The sequence below is a fragment of the Pseudomonas putida genome (genome assembly GCA_041071465.1).
Lineage (GTDB): Bacteria > Pseudomonadota > Gammaproteobacteria > Pseudomonadales > Pseudomonadaceae > Aquipseudomonas > Aquipseudomonas putida_P.
On sequence record CP163498.1, the window covers coordinates 2,160,081 to 2,173,276 of the forward strand.

The following is a 13,196-nucleotide window of genomic DNA, read 5'->3' on the forward strand; positions in this document are numbered from 1 at the left end:
CGAGTATAGGTTACCGGGATGAACTCACCATTAAGGGGTTGGGGCTGCACCAACCAACCGCATGGAGGCTGGGAGACTGATGAAGAAGGTTGTGACACCCTCCGCTGAAGTACACCAAATTCGTCCGCTGTGAGCCTCGATGATGGAGCGTGTTATCGACAGGCCTAGGCCTGCATTGCTTGGCCCGCCTTCGCGTCTGGCTGGATCGGCCCGATAGAACCGGTGGAAGATCTTGCCAATGTGCTGAGGATCGATGGTTACTCCGCTGTTACGTACGGATAGCGTCACGGTTTCACGTGTTTGCTCGATCTGCACTGATATCTCGTTGCCTTCCGGGGTGTAGCGCAACGCGTTCGATAAAATGTTGGAAAGCGCTCGGTCAATCATCAGGCGATCGCCACGAACCTTGCCACGACCTTGGAGGGTCAGCTGAATGCCCCGGTCCTCAGCCAGGAACTGGTAGTACTCGAACAGCTTGTATACGAGTTCGGAGAGGTCCACATCGATCTGCTCGGGCACGATCAGACCGTTGTCCGCCTTGGCGAGGAAAAGCATGTCGTCAATCATGCGCGACATGCGCTTGAGGTCTTCCAGGTTCGAATAGAGGTTTTCCTCATATGCATCCAGGTCACGCTTCTTGGTGAGCACCACTTCAGTATGGGTCAGTAGGTTGCTGACCGGCGTTCTCAACTCGTGAGCGATATCGGCAGAAAAGTTGGACAACCGAACGAATGCATCCTCCAATCGTCCCAGCATCCCGTTGAAAGACAGGATGAGCTCCTGAAGCTCAATCGGTACGGGCTTCAGGGGAATGCGCTCGCGGAGCGATCTTGCTGACATCGCGGTCGCCACTTTGGTGATTTGCCCGACAGGCCGAAGCCCGCTTTTGGCCACGACCCAGCCCAAGCCTGCACTCACCACTGCACTGATCACCAAGCCGATCCCGAACCACCACTGCAAGGTGTGGAAGAAATGGGCATGAGTGGTGACATCGAGCATCAGCACCGCCGTCACAGGTTCCGGCTCGCCCGCGATGGCCAACTGGGCGGTGATACCGCGGAAGTTCTGCGATTCATCCTGCCACTCCCAGACCGCACCCTGGCGCGCCTGCTCGAACCGCTGAGGAATTTGGGAGGCTTTGGAGTCTGAAAAAAGGGTCGTTCCGTCAGCCTTGGTGATTTTCGCCGAAAGATCCTGATGTGCGCCGAGCAATGCCCGCAGCTGCTGCTCCTGATCGCCGAGCTCGCCTCGCGCTGCTGAAATGGACAGAATATGACGCGTTGACTCCAGCTTTTCGGAGAGCGCCTGCTCATCCAGCATCCGGAAATGGTGCTGGCTGAGCCCGTAGAAAGCCACGCCGGCAACGACCAAGACAGCAGTCACCGCGAACATGAACATCAGGGTCAGTCGCTTGACGAGCGATGATTGCGGGCGCATCACTCTGCCACATCCATCATGTAGCCCATGCCTCGGGCGGTATGGATGAGCTTTGGCGCGAAGTCGTCATCAATCTTGGCCCGCAGTCGGCGAATCGCGACCTCGATCACGTTGGTGTCACTGTCGAAGTTCATGTCCCAGACCTGAGAAGCGATCAGCGACTTGGGGAGCACCTCCCCGCGTCGGCGCATGAGCAGCTCCAAAAGGGCAAACTCCTTGGCAGTAAGGTCGATCCGCTTGCCGTTTCGCGTAGCCCGGCGCTTGAGCAGGTCAACCTCAAGGTCCGCCATCTTCATGGTGGTTTGAGCAGAACCACCGTTGCCTCTGCGCAGCAGTGTGCGGACCCGAGCCAACAGCTCAGAGAACGCAAAGGGCTTCACAAGGTAGTCATCAGCACCCAGCTCCAAGCCTTTAACGCGATCATCTACGCCATCACGGGCCGTGAGAAAGAGGACCGGCACGTCTTTCCCCGCTGCCCGGATCTTGCGCAGGACCTCCCAGCCATCGAGCCCCGGCATCATTACGTCCAAGATCAGCAAGTCATACGCTTCGCTCTGCGCCTGTTGCAGGGCGTCAGTGCCTGTCATCACCCGGTCTACAGTGAAGCCAGCCTCTGTTAGGCCTTGCTGGAGGTAGACACCGGTTTTCGGCTCATCTTCGGCTACGAGTAATTTCATCTGCTCTCATCCACGCGGAGTGCATCTCCAGTTTGCAGGAAAAAAGACGCCCAACCAGAAGCTGACGGAAAAGTAATGTCGCGATCAGTTTTCTGACAGCACCGCGAGGCTAATTTGACTCTGTACCTGACGCCATGAGGCGCAGAACCCACTGAGGATCTCCAGATGAACATGGTCAAAGCAATTGTGGTGGTCGTTACCTTCGGCATGGCAGGCATCGCCCTGGCAGAGGGCGGCGCGGACCGGACCTTTGCGCGGATGGAAGCGGCTCGCCAAAACTCCATGCAGGCCTATCAGGTTGCGCAGCAGGAGAAAGAGCAGCCGCCGGTCGCCGCACAGTCCAGCAAGCATGTCGGCCACGAGAGCTGCTGATCCGAGCTTACAGAAATGTAATCACTCCGGAATCTGAACTATGGCAGTTTCAGACTACGGCCTCTCATCAGCCTCGCGCAGTAGCGAAAGTCTACGAGACTGGTGAGAGCTCCAACGAACCCAAGGGCTGCGCCATCGAGCAGCCTGGATATCAGCGATCTACCTGACTGGACGCAACGGCATGCAAAGCAAAACCACGAGACGATCATTCGTCAAAGGCCTGGCCGCTACCGGACTTCTGGGTGGGCTCGGCATGTGGCGCGCGCCGGTCTGGGCTGTGACCAGCCCTGGCCAACCGAACGTGCTCAGCGGCAATGAATTCGACCTGTATATCGGTGAACTGCCCGTCAACATTACGGGGGCAGCTCGTACGGCCATGGCCATCAACGGCTCCGTGCCTGGGCCGATCCTGCGATGGCGCGAAGGCGACACCGTGACGCTGCGTGTACGCAACCGGTTGAAACAGGACACCTCCATTCACTGGCACGGCATAATCCTGCCCGCCAATATGGACGGTGTGCCGGGCTTGAGCTTTCACGGCATCGCTCCCGATGGCATGTACGAATACAAGTTCAAGGTCCACCAGAACGGCACTTACTGGTATCACAGCCACTCAGGCCTCCAAGAGCAGTCTGGGGTCTATGGCGCACTGGTGATCGATGCTAAGGATCCCGAGCCGTTTGTATATGACCGCGATTACGTCGTCATGCTCAGCGATTGGACGGATGAGGACCCGGCGCGGGTGCTCTCCAAACTCAAGAAGCAGTCCGACTATTACAACTTCCACAAGCGCACGGTCAGCGACTTCGTTGACGACGTGAGCGAGAAAGGCTGGTCGGCCGCTGTAGCGGATCGGAAGATGTGGGCTGAAATGAAGATGAGCCCCACCGACCTCGCAGATGTGAGCGGGTATACCTACACCTACCTCATGAACGGCCAAGCTCCGAACGGCAACTGGACGGGTATCTTCAAGCCCGGCGAGAAGATCCGCCTGCGATTCATCAACGGCTCGGCCATGACCTATTTCGATGTCCGGATTCCTGGGCTCAAGATGACGGTTGTGGCTGCCGACGGCCAGTACGTCAAACCCGTATCGGTCGATGAGTTCCGGATCGCCGTTGCTGAAACCTACGATGTCATCGTCGAGCCTGAAAACGAACAGGCCTATACGATTTTCGCGCAATCCATGGACCGTACCGGGTATTCCCGAGGCACCCTGGCAGTTCGCGAAGGCTTGCAAGCGCCCGTACCGGCGGTAGATCCACGCCCGATCATCGCCATGAGCGATATGGGCATGGACCACGGCAGCATGGGCGGAATGGATCATGGCAGCATGGCTGGCATGGACCAGGGCAGCATGGCCGGCATGGATCACAGCAAGATGGCTGGAATGGACCACGGCAGCATGGCCGGTATGGACCACAGCAAGATGACTGGGATGGGCAATGAAGGCATGGCCGGCATGAGCGGCGCAATGCAAAGCCATCCGGCTTCCGAGACCAACAACCCACTGGTCGATATGCAGACTATGTCGCCAACGCCAAAGCTGAACGATCCGGGAATTGGCCTACGCAACAACGGGCGTCGAGTGCTGACGTACGCCGATCTGCGGAGCACCTTCATCGATCCCGATGGTCGAGAGCCTGGACGGACAATCGAACTGCACCTTACCGGCCACATGGAGAAGTTCGCGTGGTCGTTCGACGGTATCAAATTCTCCGACGCTGAACCGCTGCGGTTGAAATATGGCGAGCGTCTTCGCATCACCTTGGTCAACGACACCATGATGACTCACCCCATCCACCTCCACGGTATGTGGAGTGATCTGGAGGACGAGAACGGCAACTTCATGGTTCGCAAGCACACCATCGACATGCCACCTGGCTCAAAACGAAGCTATCGCGTCACCGCAGATGCCTTGGGACGTTGGGCCTATCACTGTCACCTACTGTTCCACATGGAAATGGGCATGTTCCGAGAAGTACGTGTGGACGAATGAACTGGAGATTTGAGATGAGCAAACCAATGAAACGAAGCGCCTTTTTCCTTTCTGCTGCGATGGTAGGCATTCTGGCTGTTTATGCCCCGTCGTCGTGGTCCAGCGACAATCATGATCAGCATTCCCAGAAAACCACAGAGGCCGGCAAAGCCAAAGGCTCGCAGGACAAGCAGGGCCAGGGGATGAACCATGAAGGCATGGACCATGGTTCCATGGAAGGTATGGACCACGGCTCGATGAAGGGAATGGACCATGGCTCGATGGAAGGCATGGACCACGACAAAATGATGAAATCGCATGGCAGCGACAAAGCTAAGGCAGGGAAAGATGGCCAATAGCCTCGGGCGGCCTTCGCTGCTGGCTCTGACCGTTTCGATCAGCATGCTGGGCGTAACGCCCAGCTTCGCTGCTGAAGAAATGGATCACTCGGGCATGGATCATTCGAAAATGGGGCACGGCTCCATGCAAATGGATGCTGCTCCATCCGAATCGATGCCGGCGATGGATCACAGCAAGATGGGGATGGGCAAACAGCAGAAAAAGCCTGCCCCTGTTGATCACAGCCAGATGGGGCATGCTCAAAGCAAGAGTAAATCCAGCCCGGTGGACCACAACAAGATGGACCACAGCAAAATGAACCATGGAAACATGCAGGGCATGGATCACGGCTCTATGAAGGGCATGGACCATTCCCAGATGAACCATAGCTCAGCGACTTCTCCGACCACGACGAGCCGCACGCCGATTCCAGTGCTCACTGATGCGGATCGCGAGTCGGCCTTTCCGCCCCTGGGTGGCCACCAAGTGCACGACAGCGGAATCAACAGCTTCTTCCTGTTGGACCAGCTCGAATACCAGGACGCCGATGAGGGCAGCACCCTGGCCTGGGACGCATCAGGCTGGATAGGCGGCGACATTAATCGCCTCTGGGTTCGTTCGGAAGGCGAGCGCACCAATGGGGTAACCGAAGATGCTGAGCTGCAACTCCTGTACGGGCGCTCGGTCAGCCCTTGGTGGGATGTGGTCGCCGGGGTCCGCCAGGATTTCAAACCGGAATCCCCACAGACCTGGGCAGCCTTTGGTATTCAGGGCATGGCTCTGTATGACTTCGAGGCCGAAGCCACGGCGTTTATAGGCGAGAACGGTCAGACTGCTGCGCGTCTTGAGGGCGAATACGACATCCTGCTGACCAATCGCTTGATTTTGCAGCCCACGGCCGAGGTCAATTTCTATGGCAAGAACGATCCTGAGCGCGGCGTTGGCTCGGGCCTTGCCAATACCGAAGTCGGGCTGCGCCTACGGTATGAAATTGTCCGCCAGTTTGCTCCATACATAGGCGTTACCTGGAGCCGCTCCTACGGCAACACCGCTGACTTCATCCGAGACGAGGGTGGAGATGTTGATGAGGCACGCTTCGTTGCCGGTATCCGGATGTGGTTCTGAGAATTCCAACATGAAAAAAACAATTACAACGCTGCTTGGGGCCGGTGCTGTCGGAAGTGCTGCGGTATTGGGCACAGCCTATTTCGGTCTGGTGAATGTCGGCGCTGATGATCCTCACTTCCCGGCAGTCCATTCCTTTCTCGCCATGGCTCGTGATCGGTCTATTGAGGTTCGAGCGCGAGACATCGAAGTCCCTGATCTGAAGGAAGCCGCGTTGATCAAAGCGGGGGCGGGCAACTACAACGCCATGTGTATAGGCTGTCACCTTGCCCCTGGCGTTGGGAAGACTGAGCTAAGCCAAGCGCTATACCCGTCGCCACCCGACCTCACCAAGGTGGGTGTCGGAGGCGATCCAGCCGCCGCATTCTGGACAATCAAGCACGGTATCAAAGCCACGGGCATGCCCGCCTGGGGCAAGAGCATGGGCGATGAGTACATCTGGGGAATCGTCGCGTTCCTGGATCAACTGCCCCAGATGAATGCCGAGCAGTACAAGGCCTTGGTGGCCACGAGCGGCGGCCACCAGCACGGCGGCGGTGAAAGCGATATGCACAACCATGAGGGCCAGCACGGCGGGAGCGGTCGTGCCGAGCATGGTGATCACGATGAAGCGGCAGACGACGATCATGCCCAGGCAGCTCACGACCATGGAGCTGCACCCGCAGGCTCCGCTCAAGCGGCAGATCATCACGGTGACCACAATGCGGCCGAGGCCCATTCGGATGCCCACCCGACATCGTCGCCAAAGACGCATGTTCACAAAGACGGTAAGGAGCACACTCATGCCAACTAACCGGATATTCGTTCGGCTAGCCGCTATCGCTGGGCTTCTGGTGACCTCGGCGGCCTATGCTGCCGAGCCATTGTCCATCGACGTTCACCGAGACGCGAACTGCGGTTGCTGCAAGAAGTGGATCGCGCACCTGGAAGCCAATGGTTTCAAAGTGACCGACCATGTTGAGACGGACATGAGCGCAGTGAAACAGAAGCTGGGCGTATCGCCACGGTTAGCGTCCTGCCACACAGCTGTGATCGACGGAAAGTTTGTTGAAGGTCACGTGCCAGCTGAGCAGATTCGAGAACTCAGGGGGCGGAACGATCTAGTCGGGATCGCCGTACCAGGAATGCCAGCTGGGTCCCCAGGCATGGAGGTTGATGGCGTAAGCCATGCCTACCAAGTCATTGGTTTAATCAAAAGCGGCGAGGACCAAGTAGTCGCCAACTATCCAGCCAAATAACGCACCTACCAGGAGGACGGCGGTAGGCTGACTGCCGTCCCTTATTCCCCCGCTAGAAAGCTTCATCAGCTCAACAGGACGACAGAGAGGGGCTACAAAGGGTAGCTAGTCAGATTCACGGCGCTCGCGGACTGGCTTGAGTACGATATCGCCGTTGATGAGCTCGATGGAGAGTCTGTCGCCCGTCGTGACCCCGAGCTCGCGCAAAATGTCATCGGGTAATTCCACAATCACATCGCCGGAGCCGTCGCCGGGATCTAGGCACTTTACCGTGGTGCGCGCTGATTGAGTCATTGGACTCTCCTGCCTGAGCTACCAGTCCTCATCGTACTCCACCAGTCATGAAAGCCGGTAACCAGGCGATCTATTGCCGGAATTGACGCTTCAACCCGGCGTTTTATCAGAGTAAGTCCTGTCCACTCGCTCAGTGCTCAGTTCTGGCCCCGGCAACCGACTCCAGCGGTCCGGTATTCAAGGATTTTCACGTCTCCGTTGGAATCCTCGTAATTCATCTGTGCCGGCATCACGTCACAGCTCGCCTTGGTCGACGTCATGCTGATCACCTTCGCCACGTCGAGCCGCATCCCGTAGCGATAGTGGATCACCTCCGGTGGGTTCTTTCCCTTGGCAGCGGCATAAGCTCGCATAGCTTGCTCATTGGCCTGAATCATCTTTCCATGCAGACGGTCGGATCCTCCTTCGGCGAGTACGGCTGACGAAGCCACTAGGGCCAGGATAGCGGTGATACTTTTGATGACTTTCATTTCAATCACTCCAATAAACGTGACTGAAGATTAGGGGTTGATCGCTGTCAATTGAGTGATACGGGAATTACAAGGTTGTAAGTCCCGCATGTAAAAGAGGTAGCGTTGCCTCCTCGCCGCATACCAACCTCGCCCTCAGGCAAGCTACTGGTAGACACCCAAGCGTATACGCTCAAGATAGTCCGCTACGACGCTGAACCCGAGCGACGTGTCGAGCATCTCGAAGGGTACAAACCCCAACAAACGGCCGCACGGCCGACAAAGCCACTGCTCCGCGAGCATCTGAGAGCCAAATACCTTCGATGCAAGCTCCAGTCCTTTCGCATACTGGAACGCCACCGCGCTCTGCTGGGCATCCAGACGATGGGCCTGAGCGGGATGGCTCAGACGGTGAATGCTTCTGGTCGATCTTCCTGTGATTCGCCCGACGAGGTTACGAGCCTTGAACAGGCTCGATGACTCGACCATGCACTTCACGTCGCTGAAAAAGAATCCTGTTTGGACTAGACTCAGGAGCTCCAGCTGGCTCAACCCGTCGGGGTGGTTCCGCCCTGCTCAGATTCTCGCGCGAGATCTGCGTATCCTTCTTCACCACTGAGATGGTCGTAGAGTTCTTCCAGGGTTAAAGCCAAACCAACTTTATAACCCGACAGGTCAGCAAGGTATTCGTTAAGGTCGCCAGCTCCGAAGCTCATATGCATAAAAGGGTCCTAGGCGTGAAAGTAATGCGACGATAGTATCGGTTTGCTAAACACTCCACAAAAGGGCCCTGTGGACAGCGAAATACAGGCAGATCCTGTCAGTTGCCCGGACCCACTCACGGCCTGGTTTTGGCTTTTTGGCCGAAAAGGCTGTTGCTTAAATTGCAGAGCGATTATTAGCCTTTTAGACGCCAATGGTCCAACCAAAGCACTCTCGGTTGATCGGAAAACCAAGCGTAGAAAACTAGTGCCGCATGCTGCTAGCTGCCTCTCGCCAGCGTCTTCTACCGGCCCAGGCTGTGTAAAACCTTGACCAGTGCTAATGTTATTCTGCCGTCGGCAGTCATAGCGGAGTAGTCCATGAGGCCATTCCTCCAAGGCAAGCATCGAGATTAATGCACGTTGCGGCCTGAGAGCCTGGATGATTATGTCGCAGATACTAACTAGGTTCGAGTAATCGATGTGCTCGACGATGAGCTTGATCTCACCCGTTGGGCTTCAGTGGTGTGGTTCTCACCGAAACTGGACGCCCTGCGTACCCTGCTGCACTGCTGAAGATCAACATCTATGGCTATCTCAACCATCTTTCCGTCAGCATTGGGATGAGCTTGGTTCCGACCAGCTCCGGAAAATAGCTTTGGGGACTCCTTGGAAAATGAGGTCATAAATGGCCTGGGCTAGCGAACGGGAGCTTTGCTTCTCGCAGGTTTGGGGGCATGCTGTGAGCGAAACGTGGCAGGAGGAATGCGCCATGAACCAGGGGACACTCCAGACAGCGGTACTGTCGGCCGCCGAACTGATCGACTACCTGTGTCCTACGAGCGGGGCGCCTTATTCGGTCGAGCGCTATGCCGAGATCTTTGGCCTCAGCCCTACCGAGTTTGCCGGTCAGATCGCTGCCTATCGTCACAGCAAACCAGATGCTACCAGCGCATCCGACGCCGAAGCGACGCAACGCTTTATCGCGGATGTCTTGCGGGTGATCTTGGCCCTAGACGAGAGCGGAGTCGCCGTCGAACGGGCGATCACTTGGTTTCGACTCGAGCCGTTACCGACCTTCGAACAGCAGACCGCGGAGCAACTGGTCAGTCAGGTTCAAGTTGAACGAGTGCTGCAGTTCCTAGCCTCCTGGCAGGCGGGGAGCCAGGGATGAATCGGGATACCCAATGGCAGGTCGATCATCAATCGGCATACCAGTCCTGTTATTGCACTGTCCTGCACACCGTAGATGCGCGTTACGACGTTCGCGGTTCTGTGCTGGCAGAAATGGTGAAGGCCTGTCTGATTCACCGCGCCACACTGCCCGCAGCGCAGCGGGCCTATTTCGTACAGCACGCATCAGAGGAAGCGGTGACCTACTTGGAAAAGTTCACAGCCAGGCTGTTTTTTGGCCCCCAGGGACGCTTTTCGCCGCAAGAGTATCGCTACCGGCCTGCTATAGATTTGCTGGAACCGGCTCCTCATGGTCAGCCTCAATGAGGCTCACTGGTCAATTGAAGGCAATTTGCCATCTGGAAAAATGCTAGAGGTCCCAAGCATTCTCGGCGAGTAAAAAATCTTTGACGTAGTCGCGCTGCTTTGAAAGAGTGGAGCGGTTTAGAGCCCAGCCGAGATGAGCGCTGACAAACTCGCCCTGAGTCTCGTCGAAGTAATAAGCCGTGCGCGCCTTCGCCAAGGAATACAGATTGATCAGCCGAGCACGTACGTGCGGCTTGAGATGATCATAGACGACAACGTTGGGGTTATTGGAGAATACTAAAGCTTTACCTGGCGAGATGGCGATGATGAACAACAGGTCCCTCAAATAGTCTCCCCAGCGAGATGCGGGGTAATCAGATGCGAGCAAGCCCGGTTGTTCCCAATTGTACTCCCGCATGGTTGCCTTCAAGAGTCCATCTGAAAATGCCTCGTCAATAAACGGCGAAATCTCGTTCTGGGCGAATAGGACTAACGACATCGCACCGAGGGACTTGCTTGATTTAAAATAGTCAACCACTTCATTGATCGAAGTATGTGATGAGATCTGCTCATCCTTCATATTTTGCCTAATAAGATCGAGTTCCGAGCGGATATCCATGGCTTTTAGAATGTCGGGATGGCGAGCCTCCAGAAACGTCAGGGTGTTCGCCAGTTGTCGGCGGTCCAGATGGTTCCAACCCTGAACTCTACTGCTACGTGCCTTTTCGATGATCTTATGGCCCGCTTCATCAATCATCGGGGTAATATGGCTGGATTCGACCTCAAATCCCCCATCGGGAAAGTCGATACGGTACAAGTCCTCAATCGAAGCAGTATGTTTTATAGCAACCGGCTTGATTTCCAGCGCACCATTCGAAGGCAGTCGGCGGTAGCGGAAGACTCTCCCAGGAGCGTATTGCCAAGCCTTGAGAAAGTGTTGTGGAACGAAATGGTGATTGCGAGGGGGATTCGGCATGCAGTGGTTCTCTCCAAAAATGAGGATGCTATAGCAATGAAGATTTTCACACCATTACCTGGAGAATATGTGGCGTCGGCACTGCAGCGGGGAAACGAGATGCTCGGTATCCGAACCCTGCCACATGAGGATTTCCGGATAAGACCGATACCAAGAACAGGTTACGGACGCAAAGGAATTGGGGGAAACGGCGATTTTCAAGGTAGTTGTCGCGTGAGCGTGTCACGCTGCCTTTGATGTTTGCTGCAGTACCGCTTCCCGCTCCGGGTTCAGGCACACGATTGGTGCCAGCACCCAGTTCCTGATGTTGCCGCTCCAGCGCTCCGGGTGCCGTGCACGCGCCGCCTCGTACAGCTCGATACGCTTGCGCAGCAACTCTTCTGCCTGGCCAGTATGTCGCTGCGCCGGGGTCACGAACTTCAGGGCGCTGTGGCGATGTTCATGGTTGTACCAGGCCACGAAGCTGTTCACCCAGTTCCTGGCCTGCTCCAGCGTGTCGAAGGGCCGCTCCGGCCACAGCGGGCAGTACTTCGCCGTGCGGAACAAGGCCTCGGCATAGGCGTTGTCATTGCTCACCCGCGGGCGGCTGAACGAGGGCATCACACCCAGGTTCTGCATGGCCGCCAGCATGGTCGAGCCCTTCATCGCGCTGCCGTTGTCCGAGTGCAGTACCAGCGGCTGGCCTGCCCGCTGTTCACGTAGGCAGGCCTGGCGTAGCAGCTGGGCGGCCTGCTCGGCGCTTTCACTTTCATGCACCTCGTTGGCCACCAGCTTCCGGCTGTAGACGTCCTTGATCATGTACCAGTAGAAGTAACGGCCCTTGACCGTGGTCGGCAGCCAGGTGATGTCCCAGCACCACAGCTGGTTCGGGCCGTCGGCCACATGGGTCGTCAGCGCTCGTTTCACCGGTGGGCGGCTACGGCCGCGCGGATGCTGCTGTTCGGCGTCCTTCAGCAACCGGTAAAAGGTCGACTCCGAGGCCAGCCAGGTGCCCTGATCGGCCAGCCGCGCCACGATCTGCTGCGGCGGCAGGCTGGCAAACTCGGGCTGGTTGGCGACCTCCAGCACGCGGCAGCGCTCTTGCGGGGTCAGCTTGTTGGCCGGCTCAGCTCGCTGTGCCGAAGGACGCCGATCCTCCGGGCAGTGCTGCCAGCGCTGCAGGCTGCGCAGCGACAGGCCCAGTTCGGCGCAGGCCTGCGCCCGCCGCGCTCCCGCCGCCACGGCGCCCTCGATCAACTGCAGCGTTTCACGGCGATCCGGGGCGCTGATCATTCGTCCTCGTCCTTCCCCCAGAGCGCCTCGGCTTTTTTTCGCAACACCAGCAGAGCTGCGGTTTCTGCCAGCGCCGCATCCTTGCGCCGCAGTTCACGCTCCAGCTGCTTGATGCGCTTCTTCGCGGCCTTTTCCTCTTCGCGTTCGCGCCGGGTCTTGCTCGGCTGAGCCAGGCTGTTGGCCTGCTCGCAGGCTTCGCGCCAGGCGTTGATCTGCTCGACATACAGGCCTTTGCGCCGGCAGTACTCCGCCAGCTCAGCCGCATTGAGGCTGGCGCTTTCCAGCACCACCCGAAACTTGTCCTGGCTCGACCACTGGTCGGCCTGCTGTCCATCTGCCGGCACCACTGCTCCCGCTGCTCTGGCCTGTTTGCGCCAAGCATACAGGGTGGCATCAGTAATGCCTGTCGCTTCCACCAGCTCCGGCACCGTCCGGTTCAAGGGCGGCATCATCTGCCGCACCACCCACTCCCGATGCTCTATCGAATAACGCGCCACACGGCTCTCACTTCCGCCCACCGACCAAGACTCATCGAATCAACTCACACGACAACTATCCTGACGCGGCGGGGAAAAGCGGAAATTAGGGGGTACGCAATTTTTAAATTTCCCTCCTTATTTACTGAACGAAAAATCACGGAAGAGGTTTTGCACAACCACACCCTGTACCCTCTCACCGCAGCGCTAGGCCGACCTACAAACCAAACAATAGTAACCCCCGCTTATTGGAAAAAAATTTGCCCCGAATGCGCATTCGAGGACTTTGAGAATCACGGCACAGCGTACGTACATCGAAGCCATGTACAGTCTTATGTTAAGGTTTGTAGCATCCATGGTTCTGACCTCATAACTATCTGCCC

At 57.2% G+C, this 13,196-nt stretch carries 16 protein-coding genes and 1 pseudogene; 9 read left to right on the forward strand and 8 right to left on the reverse strand.

Going from position 1 to position 13,196, the window contains the following annotated elements; genetic code table 11:
* Window positions 1–30: 30 nt before the first annotated feature.
* Both AB5975_10025 and AB5975_10030 read right to left on the reverse strand, forming a co-directional pair.
* Complete coding sequence (locus AB5975_10025; GenBank protein ID XDR22954.1) at window positions 31–1,437, reverse strand: heavy metal sensor histidine kinase; 1,407 nt, start codon at window positions 1,435–1,437, stop codon at window positions 31–33.
* Window positions 1,437–2,114 (reverse strand): heavy metal response regulator transcription factor, encoded by a 678-nt coding sequence (locus tag AB5975_10030; protein ID XDR22111.1) that lies wholly within the window; start codon window positions 2,112–2,114, stop codon window positions 1,437–1,439. Before AB5975_10030 ends, AB5975_10025 begins: the two co-directional genes overlap by 1 nt.
* A gap of 165 nt (window positions 2,115–2,279) precedes the next feature.
* Here AB5975_10030 and AB5975_10035 point away from each other — a divergent pair, with 165 nt between their 5' ends.
* The 6 genes from AB5975_10035 to AB5975_10060 all read left to right on the forward strand — a co-directional run bounded on the left by AB5975_10035 (window position 2,280) and on the right by AB5975_10060 (window position 7,166).
* Entirely contained in the window at window positions 2,280–2,486 is a 207-nt protein-coding gene (locus AB5975_10035) for a co-regulatory protein PtrA N-terminal domain-containing protein (protein XDR22112.1), read from the forward strand.
* A gap of 181 nt (window positions 2,487–2,667) precedes the next feature.
* Complete coding sequence (locus AB5975_10040; GenBank protein XDR22113.1) at window positions 2,668–4,485, forward strand: copper resistance system multicopper oxidase; 1,818 nt, start codon at window positions 2,668–2,670, stop codon at window positions 4,483–4,485.
* Window positions 4,486–4,499: 14 nt separating this feature from the next.
* Entirely contained in the window at window positions 4,500–4,823 is a 324-nt protein-coding gene (locus AB5975_10045) for a hypothetical protein (protein XDR22114.1), read from the forward strand.
* Entirely contained in the window at window positions 4,813–5,928 is a 1,116-nt protein-coding gene (locus tag AB5975_10050; protein XDR22115.1) for a copper resistance protein B, read from the forward strand. The genes AB5975_10045 and AB5975_10050 overlap by 11 nt, the downstream gene beginning before the upstream one ends.
* A gap of 10 nt (window positions 5,929–5,938) precedes the next feature.
* Entirely contained in the window at window positions 5,939–6,721 is a 783-nt protein-coding gene (locus AB5975_10055) for a cytochrome c (protein ID XDR22116.1), read from the forward strand.
* Window positions 6,711–7,166 (forward strand): DUF411 domain-containing protein, encoded by a 456-nt coding sequence (locus AB5975_10060; GenBank protein XDR22117.1) that lies wholly within the window; start codon window positions 6,711–6,713, stop codon window positions 7,164–7,166. Before AB5975_10055 ends, AB5975_10060 begins: the two co-directional genes overlap by 11 nt.
* 105 nt (window positions 7,167–7,271) lie before the next feature.
* On the opposite strand, the gene AB5975_10065 is transcribed toward AB5975_10060, so the two are convergent.
* The 4 genes from AB5975_10065 to AB5975_10080 form a co-directional block, all read right to left on the reverse strand.
* Window positions 7,272–7,460 (reverse strand): AbrB/MazE/SpoVT family DNA-binding domain-containing protein, encoded by a 189-nt coding sequence (locus AB5975_10065; protein XDR22118.1) that lies wholly within the window; start codon window positions 7,458–7,460, stop codon window positions 7,272–7,274.
* Window positions 7,461–7,597: 137 nt separating this feature from the next.
* A complete protein-coding gene (locus AB5975_10070) occupies window positions 7,598–7,930 on the reverse strand; it encodes a DUF2790 domain-containing protein (protein XDR22119.1) in 333 nt (110 codons plus the stop codon).
* 144 nt (window positions 7,931–8,074) lie between these two features.
* The gene (locus tag AB5975_10075; protein ID XDR22120.1) at window positions 8,075–8,398 is read right to left on the reverse strand and encodes an antitoxin Xre/MbcA/ParS toxin-binding domain-containing protein; all 324 of its coding nucleotides are present in this window, start codon (window positions 8,396–8,398) and stop codon (window positions 8,075–8,077) included.
* 59 nt (window positions 8,399–8,457) lie between these two features.
* A complete protein-coding gene (locus AB5975_10080; GenBank protein XDR22121.1) occupies window positions 8,458–8,631 on the reverse strand; it encodes a hypothetical protein in 174 nt (57 codons plus the stop codon).
* Window positions 8,632–9,033: 402 nt separating this feature from the next.
* Between AB5975_10080 and AB5975_10085 the strand changes: the two are divergent.
* The 3 genes and pseudogenes from AB5975_10085 to AB5975_10095 all read left to right on the forward strand — a co-directional run bounded on the left by AB5975_10085 (window position 9,034) and on the right by AB5975_10095 (window position 10,110).
* Window positions 9,034–9,218: pseudogene (locus AB5975_10085) on the forward strand (IS5/IS1182 family transposase).
* A gap of 164 nt (window positions 9,219–9,382) precedes the next feature.
* Window positions 9,383–9,784, forward strand: coding sequence for a hypothetical protein (locus AB5975_10090; GenBank protein XDR22122.1), 402 nt, complete (start codon window positions 9,383–9,385; stop codon window positions 9,782–9,784).
* Window positions 9,781–10,110: a hypothetical protein gene (locus AB5975_10095; GenBank protein XDR22123.1), complete on the forward strand. Its 330-nt coding sequence runs from the start codon at window positions 9,781–9,783 to the stop codon at window positions 10,108–10,110. The genes AB5975_10090 and AB5975_10095 overlap by 4 nt, the downstream gene beginning before the upstream one ends.
* Before the next feature lie 43 nt (window positions 10,111–10,153).
* Here AB5975_10095 and AB5975_10100 read toward each other — a convergent pair whose 3' ends face one another.
* Together AB5975_10100 and AB5975_10105 are read right to left on the reverse strand one after the other, a co-directional pair.
* A complete protein-coding gene (locus AB5975_10100) occupies window positions 10,154–11,065 on the reverse strand; it encodes a DUF4238 domain-containing protein (protein ID XDR22124.1) in 912 nt (303 codons plus the stop codon).
* Window positions 11,066–11,287: 222 nt separating this feature from the next.
* A protein-coding gene (locus AB5975_10105) for an IS3 family transposase (protein XDR22125.1) occupies window positions 11,288–12,834 on the reverse strand; the annotation gives its coding sequence in 2 pieces (ribosomal slippage) (window positions 11,288–12,348 and window positions 12,348–12,834; 1,548 coding nt in all).
* Window positions 12,835–13,196 lie beyond the last annotated feature (362 nt).